Origin of the sequence: Gilliamella sp. B14384G10 (assembly GCF_016101685.1) — a bacterium.
Classification (GTDB): domain Bacteria; phylum Pseudomonadota; class Gammaproteobacteria; order Enterobacterales; family Orbaceae; genus Gilliamella; species Gilliamella apis_A.
In genome coordinates, this window is sequence record NZ_JACFQA010000001.1 from 286,878 (window position 1) to 302,542 (window position 15,665).

Below are 15,665 nucleotides of genomic sequence, written 5' to 3' on the forward strand. Positions count from 1 at the left end.
GATCGATGAAATCATATAAGAGTGAATTTATAGAATTTGCTTTAGATAGGCAAGCATTAAAATTTGGTGAGTTTACCTTAAAATCAGGACGGAAAAGTCCCTATTTTTTTAATGCAGGACTATTTAATACCGGAAAGGATTTGGCGTTATTAGGTCGTTTTTATGCCGCTGCATTAATGGATGCAAATTTAAAATATGATGTCATCTTTGGTCCTGCCTATAAAGGTATCCCAATTGTCTCATCTACAGTTGTGGCTTTATCCGAGCACCACAATGTTGATGTACCTTATTGCTTTAACCGAAAAGAAGCTAAAGATCATGGTGAAGGTGGTAATTTAGTTGGTAGTTCTATTTATCAACAACGCGTCATGTTAGTTGATGATGTAATTACCGCTGGTACTGCAATTCGTGAATCAATGCGAATTTTAGAAGATAATCAATCTAAACTTGCTGGCGTATTAATCTGTCTTGATCGTCAAGAAAAAGGTAGAGGTGAATTATCCGCTATTCAAGAAATCAAACAAACTTATAGTTGTGACGTAATTTCGATTATCACTTTAGATGATTTGATCCAATATCTTTATCGTGATCCATCACGTAAAGACCAAGTAGTCCAAGTCGAAGCATATCGTTCTGAATATGGCATTAAATAACCAAGCGTCGTAAGACGCTTTTTTTATATTTGCAAGTTTTTACAATTATTTGACAACTTTTCAATTAAATTAATTATAATTTGTCTTATCTTTCTACATTAATTTACTTAAGCCCATTTCTCTAGACTGAATTAAGGAAATAAAATGAAAAAAACATTTATATTAATTTTGTTACTCAATATAAGCACCATATTTCCATCTCAGGCAAACTATAACGAGTTAAACGTCAGTAACTCTTATTTAGAACTGCAACAATTAAAATATGGAAAAGATCTCATTCCTGTGGGGCAAATTAATTCAAGTATTATTGATAGCATTAAATTAAAACCTGATACAGTTGAATTTTCTATTACTTTAGAAACAGAAGGTGCAACACCTACTGAAGCTTCAGATCTTAACGTTGAGACAATGAAGAAATTAAAAAATTACCTAAACACACTTAATATCACCGATGATAATTTAGTCACCATAGACTACAAAAACAGAGTTAAAACAATTGCAAAAGAAAACAATCAAGAAGATAACCATTATCAAGCGTTTCTTAATATTGTATTAACTATTGATGATAATGACAGTTTTATCAATCTAAATAAAGCCCTTGATAAATATAATATAAATGATATTTCTCAGCTTGAAGAAGAGAAGTTAACTAACTATTATCTATTCCAAATTACTGCAGTCGCTAATAGTGAAAGTAAAGCAAAAGAAGATCTATACCAAAAATATACTAATATCGCGAATGATTTAAAAAATATTGGTTTAACAAATGTTTCAATTAAGAGCTCGTTTGTCAGACAAATTGATACAGACAAAATTAATGAGCAACGTTATTTTGTTAATAACACTTTAAAAATAAAAATAAATAGACTCGATCTTATCGGTAAGATTATTGCCAAAGCACAAGAGTTAAAAATGAAAGTCAATAATGACATCTCTTATAGCGTATCACCAGAAGCCATTCAAACTGCAGTAAAAGAGCATGAAACTCTTTTATTAAACCAATTAACTACTAAAGTTCAACGTTTAATGGCTAAACAATATGTCGTTGGTGCACCTATTTCACTTGAAATTCAATCAAGATATCCTGAAGCAATTTATGAAAGAAATAACTCTAGTAGTGATCAAATGATGTTCAAAATGGTTTCAATGAAGAACTATAGTAATGTTGATATTTATACACCACCTGAATATGAAATCACCCTAACCTTATCAGGCTCATTCGAAACTCTTAAAAAGGTCGAGCAAAACTAATTTGATGTAAGTTTATATATAAAGTACTTTAGATTGATTAGATTTCATTTGGTTAATAATTTATTAACTAAATGAAATCTTGCAGACTATTTTGAATGACTTTGAACGAAGAATTTCGCATTATCGTAATGATAGATAATTTGTGAAAAATCGAAAGGTTCACCAGAAGAAGTATAAAAGATTTCTTCAACACATAGAGCAGGATCGCCAGCATTTAAACCTAAATAAGGCGCGATATCTTCATCTAATTTTATAGCTTTAAAATATTTGTCTGAAAAACCGATATTGACCTTACAAATATCTTTTACATAACTAAAAATTGAGTTTTCAGCAATTTCTTTATTTAAATAAGAAACAATTTTTTTTCGATAATAAGATTGTTCAAAGCCATATACTTTACCTTCAACCAAACGCAACCGTTTTATATAATAAACATACTCATCATCTTCACACTGGAGGTATTCTTTAACTTTGACATTAGGTTGCATAACATCAACATTAAATACTTGCGATGAGCCAGGTAAATCATTGAGATCGACACTAAACCCATGACTTTCTAAAAAATTTAGATAACCTTGTTTTTTGGGTTGCCGAACAAAAATACCACTACCTTGGATTTGATAAATTACGCCATGTCTTTCAAGACGATTTAGTGCCTTAATAATAGTGGTTCGACTGACTTGATATTGCTGAATTAAACCTTCGATATTAGGCAACTGCGTACCTTTAGGCAAATTTTGCTGATAAATCGCTTGCTGGATTTTTTTGGCTACATCTTGATATTTTAACATTTGTTATTCTTTATTATTGTTATAAATAGTTTTTATTTTATACCTGTAAATTAATTATTAAATCAAAATTGCGAGAAAACGGGATCTAGATCACAAACAATAAAATTGGTCATTAACAATTTTTCATTTAAGGATAATATAAGCTCACTATTCTATGAAAAGGAGCTTAGTTAATGTCATCCAAAATTAGAGATTATAATAAATTGGCCGTTGATATTTTAAATGAGTTAGGCGGTGAAAATAATATTGTTTCTGTTGCACGTTGTGCAACTCGCTTACGTGTCGTGACGCAATCTACCCCCGAAAATGCCAAAGAAAAAATTGCCAGTTTTTCGGGTGTTATCACGGTAGTTGAAAAAGGTGGACAAATTCAAATTGTTATCGGTACTAATGTAGATAAAGTTTATAATGCCTTTACCCAATTACTGAAAAGTGATAATAAAGTAGATGTAAATAGTAAAAGTAGCATTTTAAACCGTGTTATTGCCACTATGTCAGCCGTTTTTGCTCCATTTGTTTATGTATTAGCTGGTGCAGGGATATTACAAGGGATCTTGATTTTAATTAATCTGGCCTTCCCCGGTTTTGATAAAACGAGCACTTGTCAAGTATTTAGTTTTATCTCTTGGGCTCCATTCACTTTTTTACCTATATTTATTGCCATTACCGCATCGCAACATTTCCGTTGTAATATCTATATTGCGGTAGCGTGTTGTGCTGCGCTGCTTTCACCGACCTGGGCAGAGATAGCAAAATTTATTAAAGAAGGTGGAACATTTGATTTATTTGGTTTACCGTTGTCTGAAACCACTTATATGTCAACCGTATTACCACCACTGTTTTTAGTCTGGATACTCTCTCATTTAGAGCGTTTCTTAGAACCGCTCTTACACAGCATTATTAAACCATTGTTCATGCCATTCATCTGTTTAGTTATCATGGTACCACTAACATTACTAGTAGTTGGACCTCTTACTGCTGAGGCTGCACGCTATATATCAATCGGATACAACTATTTAGTTGATTTTGCTCCATGGTTAGCTGGTGCTATTATCGGGGCATTTTGGCAAGTACTTGTTATATTCGGCGTCCATTGGGGAATAACTCCAATAGTTTTAGAAAACATGAAGCTACATGGTCAAGATTCATTCCAAGCTTATCAAACTATTGCCGTAATCGGTCAAGTTGGTGCGGCACTTGGATTCTATATCAAAACACGTTCTTCCGAGATGAAAGGGGTATCAATATCAGCATTTGTAACTGGTCTATTTGGTATTACTGAACCAGCAATTTATGGGGTTAACTTACGCTTCAAAAAACCATTTATTTATGGTTGTGCGTGTGCATCAATTGGTGGTATTGTCGCAGGTTTCTTTACACCTTACTTCTACGCTTATGCCCCATTAGCCGGTCCATTAACTATTGTTAATACGATTAATCCAGAACATTATAATTCAGTAATCGGTGTATCCATTGGTTCCTTAATTGCGTTATTTGGACCAGTTATTCTTATACAAATTTTTGGTACCAATGAAAATAACCAAAATAATGAAAAAATTGAAAATGATACGCCAAAAATTGTTCTTGATAAAATCAATATTACTAGTCCCATGATCGGTAAAGCATTACCTCTGAGTGAAGTACCAGATCCAGCATTTGCTCAGAAATTGATGGGTGAAGGTATTGCTATAGAACCAACTGAGAACAATGTTTATGCACCTTATAATGGTAAAGTGACTGCCGTTTTTGAAAGTTCAAAACATGCTATCGGTTTAACTTTAGATAATGGCGTAGAATTATTAATTCACGTTGGTATTGACACTGTTAATCTGACTAACAATGAATTTAGTTACCATGTGAGTATGGGACAACAAGTTAAAACGGGTGATTTATTAATTAGCTTTGATCCACAAGCAATTAAACAAGCTGGTTACCCATTAATCACACCAATTATTATTGTTAATACTGATCAGTACCAATTGATCACATTAACTGAAAATAAAGACGTAAATCTTGACGATATCATATTCGAAATTAAGCAATAACAAGGAACCAAAAATGACTAAGAAACCATTTTTATGGGGTGGCGCATTAGCTGCTCACCAATTTGAAGGCGGTTGGAATGAAGGAGGAAAAGGACCAAGCGTGGTTGATGTCATGACCGCTGGTGCTCATGGCGTTGCAAGACAAATCACTCAAGATATCGAAGCTGGTAAATTTTATCCAAATCATACCGCGATTGATTTTTATCATCATTATAAAGAGGATATTAAGTTATTTGCTGAATTAGGTTTGAAATGTTTACGTACTTCAATTGCTTGGACACGAATCTTTCCTAATGGTGATGAGTTAGAACCAAATGAAGCTGGCCTACAGTTTTATGATGATGTGTTTGATGAACTTATTGCTAATGGAATTGAACCGGTTATCACCCTTTCACACTTTGAAATTCCATTACATATTGCTCGTCATTATGGTGGATTTAGAAATCGCAAAACCGTTGAGTTTTTCGAACGTTTCGCAATTAGTTGTTTTGAGCGCTACAAAAATAAAGTCAAATATTGGATGACGTTCAACGAAATTAATAATCAAATGGACACCAGTAATCCAATCTTCTTTTGGACTAATTCAGGTGTGCAAGTTAAACCTGGTGAAAATCCACAAGAAGTACTTTATCAAGTGGCTCACTATGAATTGTTAGCCAGTGCTAAAGCAGTGATTGCTGGTAAGAAAATTAATCCTGATTTTGAAATTGGTTGTATGATTTCGCATGTGCCAATCTATCCATATTCTTGTAATCCTGAAGATATGATGGCATCAGAAATTGCTATGCATCAACGCTTCTTCTTCCCTGATGTACATGTACGTGGTTATTACCCTGCTTATGCATTAAAAGAGTTTGAACGAGAAGGTTACAAACTCGATATCACTGAAGATGATTTAGCCTGTTTGAAACAAGGAACAGTTGACTACATTGGCTTTAGTTATTACATGTCAACAGTGGTAAAAGCTGATGCTAAAAATGAACATCGTGACAATATTGTTAATGGTGCGCTACCAAATGCGGTAGAAAATCCATATATTAAAAGCAGTGACTGGGGTTGGCCAATCGATCCGGAAGGATTGCGTTATACTCTTAACCGTTTATATGATCGTTATCAATTACCACTATTCATTGTTGAAAATGGTTTTGGTGCGATAGATGAACTAGAACATGATAACCAAATTCATGATAAACCACGTATTGAATACCTTGGCGCTCATATCAAAGCGATGCAAAAAGCAATGGATTACGATGGTGTTGATGTGATTGGTTATACAGCTTGGGGAATTATCGACGTAGTATCTTTCACTACTGGTGAAATGAAAAAACGTTATGGCGTAATTTATGTTGATCGTGACAATGAAGGTAACGGCAGTATGAAACGCTATAAAAAAGAATCATTTGAATGGTATAAAAATGTGATTAAGACTAATGGTCAAAATTTAAAATAATCATTTAGCTATATATTTAAAATAACAATCAAGGATCTGATTTATCAAAATTAAATCAGATCCTTTATCATTAATAAATCTCACCATGATCTAACAGTAAAAAATTACTATTTAATCGTCAGTTAGCAATCAAAATTGAAAAATTAGCTGTTTTTCAACTTGAGGATCAATTAAAGTGACATGAAAACCAATTAATCTTACACCTCGATTATTTCGTCTTTCTGACCACACTTTATAAGCCTGTTCAATCAGATCATCCTTATCCAATTTTGACCATACATGCTCTTGGGTTGTCAGTTGAAAATCATCAAATTTAAATTTGACACCTTGCCTTGCAATCGATAAATCAGCACGAACTTTGCTTAATCTTTTTTCGAGTTCATCAAATAACGGTTCAAATTGAGCTAAACACTCATCCCAACTATGAATATCATCAACTAAAGTACGCTCTACACCTACGGATTTACGTTGTCTGTCATTACAAACTTCACGTTCATCTATACCTTGACAACGTTCATATAAAATTCGACCAAACTTACCAAACTGATTAAGCAATTTTGTTAGGTCATAATTGACCACATCCTTACAAGTATATAATCCCAATTCAGTTAGCTTTTTCTCAGTTACTTTACCCACACCAGGAATTTTTTTTAGCGGTAACTGCTCAATAAAACTCCCTACTTGTTCAGGTGTAATTACATACTGTCCGTTAGGCTTATTCATGTCAGAAGCTATTTTGGCTAAGAACTTAAGTGGAGCAACACCTGCCGAAGCGGTGAGTTCGAGTTCTTTATATATCGCTTGACGGATATCTTGAGCAATTAAAGTAGCTGAGCCGTGAAAAAGCTTACAATCAGTCACATCGAGATAAGCTTCATCAAGGGAGAGAGTTTCAATAGCTTGCGTATATCGTTTAAAGATTTGCTGAATTTGATTAGAAACTTCTTTATAAACAGCATGCCGACCGGGGATAACTTTAAGATTAGGACAGAGCTTAATTGCCTGTGCCATGGACATAGCACTATGGACACCAAATTGACGAGCTAAGTAATTTGCAGTTGATACCACACCTCGCTTACGCGGATCACCCCCTACCGCAATAGGAATATTGCGATAACGGGGATTGTCTCTCATTTCGACAGCGGCATAAAAACAATCCATATCGACATGAATAATTTTTCGCATAATAGGTGTAATAGCATTAAAAAAATAACTGTATAAATATACAATATCACACCTTAACTTTATCTGCAAATTACTCACTATTATTTAGTTAACTTATCAAAATCAGTTAAGCCTTTTTTATCATGAGGATCGCCAATCCAACGAATTGGTTGTTCAAATTTCGGATTTATTATACTTTTTTCTGGAGTATAGGATTTATAACTAAGCCCAGCTAAATCAGACCAAGTGTGAATCAAGTCTTGAGTACTGAATTTTCTATTCACATAGGACTGATAGTTATTAGGATGACTAGCTAGCCATTTTGGTGACTGCCATAGCATGAATGGTACAGTATACATCACCTTAGTAGGCGCTTTTTCATTACGACCTAGAATATCATGCGGAGGGGTCTGATAAACATCTTCACCATGATCAGAAAAATACAACATAAAACCATTTTCCTGACTATCTTTAAATAAATTAAATAATTTAGTTGTTACAAAATCATTATAAGTTATCGCATTATCATAACTGTTATAAACTTTTAACTTATCATCATCAAGTTTAAATGCTAAATCTGATCTATTATTAAAACGCTGATAATCAGTACTTTGAGGATAGCGCAATTCATATTTCATATGCGTACCAAGCAGGTGAATGACGATAAATTTCTTTTCAGCAGGATCATGTAATACTTTTTTAAATGGTTCAAATACCGATGAGTCATATTGTCGTGAACTTTGATTACGATCGTTATTCATATAAAACTGTTCATCAGCTTGTTTAGAAAACATAGTCAACATCGTATTACGTTTTGTCATCGTCTGTTGATTAGTGATCCAAAAGGTTTTATAACCAGCTTGCTTCATAAGGTGAATAAGAGATGGTTTGCTAAGATATAAATCTGGATTTTGTTCATCTGCCAAAGTTAGGGCTTGCTGTAATATTTCAATAGTATAAGGTCTTGATGAAACCACATCATTAAACACAACAAAATCAGGATTATCTTGCTTAAATTGTTCAATCAACGGCGTAGTATTGCGTTCATAACCATAAATTCCCATACGATTACGTGTAGTCGATTCACCAATCACTAACACTAATGTTCTTGGCGTATCACCATTAGCATCCGTTAAATTTTCAAACTCAGGCAGTGTTTGCAGATGATTTAAGATATTCTCCATATTTGAAAGTTGCGAACGATAAGCTAAATAACTATTGATTAATTGCCACGGAACTGTTGTTTCCATACGTGTTAGAAAATGCTGAGTTGCTTGTTCAAACGACATTTTTTTTATTACAACACTAATACACAGCGGCATTAATGCATAAATAACAATGATTATCGACACTAACCATTTAGTCATATTTTTAACATAAATAGGTTTGACTTTAAGCCATAGAAAAAAACCAAGCGAAATATAGATCAGCAATACTATAACTAACTTAATGCTTAAATATTGAGAGATAAACTCATGTGATTCATTGTAATTGGACTCAGCCATTACAAAAAAGACACTCTGTGAAAACTCTTGTCGATATATGATAAAATAACCAATAGAAATTAATGATAATCCCCCAATTATAATGCCATAAACAGTAGCAATTTTTTTTGTGTAACGAGGGAAAAATAATACTGGTACTAACCAAATCATACTGTAAATAATTGAATCACGTAAACCAATAAAGTTAGCATGTCCAGACAATGCAATATAGAGTTGCAAACTAGAAGAAAAGTAACAAAAAAATAAAATTACATAGATCAATGAACGCCAATTAAAGCCTACAGAATTATCTAACTTTTGCATAGTTACCATTATTCACAATTAATAATGGTAACTAAACTAACAAAATCAGATTAACAAAACCTTAAGTGCAAATAAAAGCCCCCGAAAAAGTGGCTAAATAATATATAAACAATTTGGATAGATTAGATTTACGTTAATAATCAATATCACCATTTTTAGATCGAGAATTAAGCTTATTTTTTAAACTTCGCATAAATGCATAATTTACTTCAAGCGAATAACAGCCTTGTTGCTAATTTGAAAGATAATTAATTTGTTTTTGATTTAATTTTAGATAGATAGTGTTTGTATTTTTCTCTATAGTGCATTTTTTAATCGCTAGCGCCGACGCTCGCCGATCGCGTGTTTTCAACGGCTCACTGCTGGCTATAGCCTTTTCGTTTGCAAAGATCTCTTCATGACAATGTCGCTGAAACCACAAACTATAACTTTCATGATTATAAGCATACGGATAACTTACCCCAAATTCAGTTATATTAACGTTAGATAGCCGTTTTGCTAGTGGCTAGTGTATTCAGTGGAAATGCACAGGTCGTTATCGATTTGTTTTTAAGTGTTTTTAATTTTATTACCCGTACTTTAAATGAATAACCTAGCAATTCAGTTAATATATACACGCCTTGATTATATGCACGTAAAAACACCCCTTCTTTAAATCATAAAACACCTTCAAATTGTGATTGTTCTTCTAATTTTTGAATAAAATTCATTACTACCCTTTTTATTTGTAACAATTATACTAAAACTTTCTAATAGTAATATTAAGTTAAATATGTATTTATTCTTTGTAGACCGCTCGTAAAGACTGATTTTTTCCCAAACTTGTATTTGTCCTATCCATGCGTCAGCAGCAAACCGATCAGATAAGCCTGCAGCTATATCTGATGATACTGCATATTGATCTCTTGTATAAAACCAAAGTAATCCACTGTCCGGCTAGTCAGAATCGGGATAGCTATATTTAATTGACATCCCCGATTCACTAAATAATCCTCCACCAATATGACGCCAATAACGACCTCCATCCGAAAAAGATGGTTTTATGAGGAATAATTTATAAATAAAAGTTTCAAATGATAAGTACTTTTAACTAAAATCAATATTTTCGAAAATGCATTAACTATTAGACACTTAACCGACTGTTTAATAACGTATTTCACTCCATGTATCAAAATCATCTACGAGAATTATCACCAAAATTCATCCACATTGTATTTTATTAATATTATTCTCTTATTGAATACATACGCCTCTTAGTTGTTGAGCGTAGGCCCAAACACCTATTTGCCCAATCCAAGCATCAATGGCAAATCTATCAAATAGATGGTTATTATCACCATAAGGACCTAGATACTTGTCTTTAGAGTAAAACCAAAAGTAATGTGTGAACCAATTTGAATCAGGATAAGTTTCCTTGCTTGTCATTCCCCACTCACTCAAAAGTCCTTGTCCTATATCACGTGTAAAAGCATCCCATTTATAAGGATATTTAATCCAAGAAGCAGGGGCATTCGGCGAATTAGACATTTCGGATCGAGTAGGCAATTTAGACTCCCCTCCGCACATATTAACGACTTGCTGATAAGTATAAACTTTATCAATTTGTCCCTGAGGTAAAGCCCATATACCGGTTAAATTGAAAGTATAATTTTGTTCAGGAATTTGTTCATCATGTTTAAATTTTGCAGTTATTGTGACAGGACCTATCGGCTTTTTAATCAACATAACATAACCTTGTTTATCAACCGTAATACTATCATTTGGCGTTGCCGAAAACGTATATTCAAAATCATCTTGATGACCTGTCATAATTAATTGAAATTTTGCTCCTGGAAAGCCTGTGGTAGGGAAATGAGGAGAAGCTGACACTTTAAAACCATTAACTGGATCAAAAACATTCGCATTATAACCACCACCGCAATAGCTATCCCTTTCTCGGCTATTATCATAATTCCAACCTCTTGTCTCTCTAAGATCTACAAAATTTTCATCCATAGATAATTCAAATTCATGCTCAGCATAACCAGATAAAAGACAATCAAGACTTCCTTGATATGGTACTGGTCTAACACTTCCCCAAACATATTGTGGATACAGTATCATTCCATAAGGTTTAGCATAACAGATTTCAGGTTTAGCCATAATTTTATATTTTTGAGTGATATCAACATATTCGCTTTCATTAGGAACACCATATTCGGAATAGGTTTTTACTTTTGTTGTAATAGTTAAAGTTAACGGCATGGAAATACCACTACCACAACCAATTATTTTTTCATTATTTTCGATTTTTATCCCTTTATTATCAAACCAGCTATAATTTGTTTCTTCTACGGTGAACGGAGTATTATTGCGAATGCCATCACCATCGGTATCATCATAATTAGCCATCACATCTAAATCATTCATTGCATAATCTTTAATAATAAAGTCATTAATTGTTAAATTACCATCAAACTGATTGATTTGTGTGTCACTTAGGTTATTGGTATTTGAACTATATAAAACACCATTAACAGTAAAACCATGCTTCTTTGATGCACCGTCAATATCAACAACTTTCGGTTTATTACCAATAATGACATTTATACTATGTGCTGTAAGTGCTAGGCTTTTTTGACTGACGCCTAAAAAGCATAAAATAAATAAAATATAAATAAACGGTTTAACCAGAGATAAACAAACGGATAATAATGAAGAATTTGTTAAAGCAAAAATACAACGCATTGTATTTGCTATGAAACCTTTACAAGGTGAAGGCTGAACTAAACAGCGTTTTGTTTTTTTTGTTCTTTGGCTAAATTGATATGGACTAAGACTAGATATTAACTTGGATTTTCTGTGAAAAGATAAACTATCGTGAAAAAGTAAACTTGAATTGAGGTAATTAGCTGAAATTAAATTATAGGTTGAGCAGGTTTGGTGTTTGGTGTTTGGTGTTTAAAATTATAATGCATATTCGACATCCTGTCAATTAACTTTATGTTTAATTTGATATTTTATCTTCAATTGTTAGTTTAATTAACTAAATAATGATCGATAATCCTACTGAAAATTGTTTAAAATTATAAAGACATAAAAAAAACTCGCAACCACTTTTTGAGGCTAAATTGTTAAATTTTGTAAATATTATTAGTAAGATAACCAGCTAAATCACAGTTTTTAATTATTTAAAAAACTCTCCTCAACTTTTTCAACTTAAAATCCTAACTTTCAATACCTAATAACTCCGCTATCTTTTGATTTTCATTAAGCTGATTTGGAGCTGCATTAAAAATAATTTTTCCATTATCAATAACGAGGCAACGTGAGAAGTGGTGAAGAGAATCATCCAAATAATGCGAGACCATCATTAAAGTAAGGTTGAATTCGCTACAAACTTGATTAACAAGAGCTAGCATTTCAAAACGTAATGCTTGGTCAAGCGCAGAAAATGGTTCATCAAGGAGTAAAATTGGACGATGTTGTATTAAACAGCGTGCCAGTGCAACACGTTGCCGTTGACCTCCTGAAAGTTGTTCGGGATAACGTTGGTTAAAGCCTTCTAATCCGACACGCACTAATATGTCACCAATTATTGTCTGTTCTGCTCGGCTAAGTTTTAATAATGGTTTAATACCTAACGCTATATTTTGTTCGACGGTAAGATGGCTAAATAAATTATTGTTTTGGAATAGCATCGATACCGGCCGTTTACCCGGTAAAGTTGTAGTAACATTTTGCTGATTAAGAATGATTTTTCCACCATTGGGAAAAATAAACCCGGCAATTAAACTGAGTAATGTACTTTTGCCTGCACCGCTTGGACCAACAATGACCACTCTTTCTTTAGCAGCAATATTAAGCACAAAGTGCATGTTGAAGTTATCATATTGATACTCAGTTTTTTGAAGTTCGATCATAATCCATAACAACCAATAAGCTAAATGATAAAATTAATAAAATTGCTGCTGTTACTATACTTTCTTTATAATGATAATGCGATATCTGTTGATATAAATAATAAGGTAAAGTGGTGACTGACTGCCCACCAAATAAGGCAATTACACCAAAATCGCCCAATGACAATATGCCAGCAAATGCAAAACTCATTAATATGATTCTTCTTAACCCTCTAAAATCAATTAAATAAAAGTGAGTTAAACCATTAATATTCAGTGATTGGGTAAGTCGCCAATATCGAGCGGTAATATCATACATTGGAACGGCAAGATTTTTTATAATAAATGGTAAAGCCATCAGTCCATTACAAACCATCATTAATAAGCAGATAAAAACGGCATTATTACTATAGCCGAATAGTAATAAAAATAATCCTGATGCCAATACCATACTTGGTATGGCTAGAATGAGTGATGCAATTAATAATAGTCCATTACTCAATCGAGGTTGTCTATTTATCAGTAGTCGACTATTGGTCCAAAGTAATAGTAACCCCAGCATCATGGCAATAATTGATGAACCAAAAGCAATAATGATTGAAAAAAGTAAAGCTTGCTGTAATGGGAAGGTTAACAATGAGAGTTGAAAGAAATAGATACCTTGAAACAGAATTGTCAGCATCGGTAACAGTATAAATAATCCTCCGATCAAAATTAGCACTGAACTAACCATTTTTAATCCTTTGGGTAAAGGTAAACGATAGTCTGTTTGAGTAAAGTTTACCGTTAATTTTTTATCGATTCTGTTTATCTTTTGCATTAATCCAATGAAGGCAATACAACAAACTAGTTGTAAACAGGCTAGTAATGCTGCTTGTAACAGATCAAAATCACGAATTGCTTGATAAATAGCAACTTCAAGCGTGGTATATTTAGGCCCGCCACCTAATGCTAAAACAATGGAAAAACTTGAAAAACATAACATAAAAATTAATGCCGCCATAGGTAATATTTGTCTACGCAGTAATGGCCATTCAATAATTTTAAAAAAAGTTACATTGCTAAAATTTAATTGCGCAGCTAAATGTTTTTGTTCAATAGGTACGCTTTGTAAGGTTTGATAAAATAGACAGCAGGCATAAGGGAAATTCAGAAATACATGCGCCAATAAAATGCCTTGTAAACCATAAATTGAAAATGAGAATGGTATGTGTAATATTTGGCAGATATCTGATAATAAACCTTGTCGCCCGTAAACCGATAGTAAACCAGTCACAACAACTAGTGTTGGTAAGATAAAGGTAATAGGCATCATTTTCAATAACAACTTTTTACCTTTAAAATCCACTAAAGATAATGCTTTAGCCATTAATATAGCAGCGATTAGTGATAATAACGTCGACAATACAGCTTGGTAAAAAGTTATCCAGATAATATGCAATATGTAACTATCAAAATAGATGCTTAAATTTCCTGACTGCAAGGCAAATTTCCAGATAGCGAAAAGTGCTGAACTTAATATGATTAAAATTAAACTAGCAGCACTGATACCTGGTAATAACGATCTGAATTTTAACATTAATAATACTTAACTATTTACTTATTGCTGACTGCCACTCACGAATCCAGCCTTTTTGATGTTTTTCAATCTCTTCCGGTGTAAATTCTAGCGATTTATCAATGATATTAATTTGCTTATAAGCATCGGGTAGATCGGTTTTAATAATTGGATACATCACATTTTTTTCAGCAAATTGCCGTTGTATCTCAGGTGTTAGTAAGTAACGTAAAAATTGTCGAGCTAAATCGACTTCTTGGCTATATTTAATGATGCCAGCCACTTCGACTTGGCGATAGTGACCTTCATCAAAAATCGCGGCTGCGTAGCTATGATTATTTTCATTAATAATATGTGCTATCGGCGATGTGCTATAACTTAATACCAAATCAGCCTCATCTTTTAAGAACATACCATAAGCTTCACTCCAACCCTTGGTTACTGTGACCGTATGTTTAGCCACTTGTTGCCATGCATTTGCCACCTCGTCACCATAGACCTTTTTCATCCAAAACAAAAAACCTAATCCTGGAGTACTGGTTCTTGGATCTTGATAAATGATTTTCCAATTAGCTTTGTTTTCGATCAATTCATGTAATGAATGAGGAGGATTTTTAATTTTATCTTGATTATAGATAAAAGCGAAATAGCCAAAATCATAAGGAATAAAACTATCATCCCACCAATCGGTATTGAGATTATCGGGTTTACTAATTTGATGCGGAATTAAGATATCCGCTTGCTTGGCTTGTGCTAATAGGTTGTTATCTAATCCTAAAATAACATCAGCATTTGTTTTGTCGCCTTCGAGGCGAATGCGATTTAAAACAGATACGCCATCTCCCAATGTGACAACATCAAGTTGGCAATGACATTGCGCTTCGAAGCCTTTTTTAATTGTTTCACCCGGCCCCCACTGTGACATAAATGAATTGTAACTATAAACGGTTAGAGTTGGTTGTTGTGCATTAGCTAGATGACTAAATAGTAAAAATGAAAATATAACAGATAGTAAAAAGTTTTTACGAAACATTTTGCCTCCAAAGTAATGTGTAAAAGACAAA

At 33.2% G+C, this 15,665-nt stretch carries 11 protein-coding genes; 4 read left to right on the top strand and 7 right to left on the bottom strand.

Annotated elements, in window-relative coordinates; all coding sequences use genetic code 11:
* Positions 1-5 precede the first annotated feature (5 nt).
* Entirely contained in the window at positions 6-653 is a 648-nt protein-coding gene (gene pyrE / locus H3T54_RS01385) for an orotate phosphoribosyltransferase (RefSeq protein ID WP_086354000.1), read from the top strand.
* Between the two features lie 144 nt (positions 654-797).
* On the top strand, positions 798-1,904 hold the full coding sequence (locus H3T54_RS01390) for an SIMPL domain-containing protein (RefSeq protein ID WP_110447592.1): 1,107 nt from the start codon (positions 798-800) through the stop codon (positions 1,902-1,904).
* A gap of 86 nt (positions 1,905-1,990) precedes the next feature.
* Here the strand turns inward: H3T54_RS01390 and H3T54_RS01395 are convergent, their stop codons facing one another.
* Positions 1,991-2,695 carry a GntR family transcriptional regulator gene (locus tag H3T54_RS01395; RefSeq protein ID WP_110447591.1) on the bottom strand — a complete coding sequence of 235 codons (705 nt, stop codon included), beginning with the start codon at positions 2,693-2,695 and terminating at the stop codon, positions 1,991-1,993.
* 173 nt (positions 2,696-2,868) lie between these two features.
* On the opposite strand from H3T54_RS01395, the gene H3T54_RS01400 reads away from it, so the two are divergent.
* Positions 2,869-4,740, top strand: coding sequence for a glucose PTS transporter subunit IIA (locus H3T54_RS01400; protein ID WP_198220507.1), 1,872 nt, complete (start codon positions 2,869-2,871; stop codon positions 4,738-4,740).
* 13 nt (positions 4,741-4,753) lie between these two features.
* On the top strand, positions 4,754-6,190 hold the full coding sequence (locus H3T54_RS01405) for a 6-phospho-beta-glucosidase (RefSeq protein ID WP_198220509.1): 1,437 nt from the start codon (positions 4,754-4,756) through the stop codon (positions 6,188-6,190).
* 129 nt (positions 6,191-6,319) lie between these two features.
* Here H3T54_RS01405 and dinB read toward each other — a convergent pair whose 3' ends face one another.
* From dinB to thiB, 6 genes are all read right to left on the bottom strand, one after another.
* On the bottom strand, positions 6,320-7,375 hold the full coding sequence (gene dinB / locus H3T54_RS01410; protein ID WP_198200287.1) for a DNA polymerase IV: 1,056 nt from the start codon (positions 7,373-7,375) through the stop codon (positions 6,320-6,322).
* An 80-nt stretch (positions 7,376-7,455) separates the two neighbouring features.
* Entirely contained in the window at positions 7,456-9,162 is a 1,707-nt protein-coding gene (gene cptA, locus H3T54_RS01415) for a phosphoethanolamine transferase CptA (protein WP_198220511.1), read from the bottom strand.
* Between the two features lie 1,233 nt (positions 9,163-10,395).
* Positions 10,396-11,889, bottom strand: a complete 1,494-nt coding sequence (locus tag H3T54_RS01420; protein ID WP_198220513.1) for a hypothetical protein — start codon at positions 11,887-11,889, stop codon at positions 10,396-10,398.
* A 479-nt stretch (positions 11,890-12,368) separates the two neighbouring features.
* Positions 12,369-13,064, bottom strand: coding sequence for a thiamine ABC transporter ATP-binding protein ThiQ (thiQ, locus tag H3T54_RS01425; RefSeq protein WP_198220515.1), 696 nt, complete (start codon positions 13,062-13,064; stop codon positions 12,369-12,371).
* Positions 13,042-14,622 (bottom strand): thiamine/thiamine pyrophosphate ABC transporter permease, encoded by a 1,581-nt coding sequence (gene thiP / locus H3T54_RS01430; RefSeq protein ID WP_198220517.1) that lies wholly within the window; start codon positions 14,620-14,622, stop codon positions 13,042-13,044. The genes thiQ and thiP overlap by 23 nt, the downstream gene beginning before the upstream one ends.
* Before the next feature lie 13 nt (positions 14,623-14,635).
* Positions 14,636-15,634 (bottom strand): thiamine ABC transporter substrate binding subunit, encoded by a 999-nt coding sequence (gene thiB / locus H3T54_RS01435; RefSeq protein ID WP_198220519.1) that lies wholly within the window; start codon positions 15,632-15,634, stop codon positions 14,636-14,638.
* Between the last annotated feature and the right edge of the window lie 31 nt (positions 15,635-15,665).

Excerpts from the sequence above, each read along its gene's own strand:
- thiB (WP_198220519.1), bottom strand. The coding sequence starts at position 15,634 with ATGTTTCGTAAAAACTTTTTACTATCTGTTATATTTTCATTTTTACTA.
- H3T54_RS01405 (WP_198220509.1), top strand. The coding sequence starts at position 4,754 with ATGACTAAGAAACCATTTTTATGGGGTGGCGCATTAGCTGCTCACCAA.
- thiQ (WP_198220515.1), bottom strand. The coding sequence starts at position 13,064 with ATGATCGAACTTCAAAAAACTGAGTATCAATATGATAACTTCAACATG.
- H3T54_RS01400 (WP_198220507.1), top strand. The coding sequence starts at position 2,869 with ATGTCATCCAAAATTAGAGATTATAATAAATTGGCCGTTGATATTTTA.
- dinB (WP_198200287.1), bottom strand. The coding sequence starts at position 7,375 with ATGCGAAAAATTATTCATGTCGATATGGATTGTTTTTATGCCGCTGTC.
- thiP (WP_198220517.1), bottom strand. The coding sequence starts at position 14,622 with ATGTTAAAATTCAGATCGTTATTACCAGGTATCAGTGCTGCTAGTTTA.
- H3T54_RS01395 (WP_110447591.1), bottom strand. The coding sequence starts at position 2,695 with ATGTTAAAATATCAAGATGTAGCCAAAAAAATCCAGCAAGCGATTTAT.
- pyrE (WP_086354000.1), top strand. The coding sequence starts at position 6 with ATGAAATCATATAAGAGTGAATTTATAGAATTTGCTTTAGATAGGCAA.
- cptA (WP_198220511.1), bottom strand. The coding sequence starts at position 9,162 with ATGCAAAAGTTAGATAATTCTGTAGGCTTTAATTGGCGTTCATTGATC.
- H3T54_RS01390 (WP_110447592.1), top strand. The coding sequence starts at position 798 with ATGAAAAAAACATTTATATTAATTTTGTTACTCAATATAAGCACCATA.
- H3T54_RS01420 (WP_198220513.1), bottom strand. The coding sequence starts at position 11,889 with ATGCGTTGTATTTTTGCTTTAACAAATTCTTCATTATTATCCGTTTGT.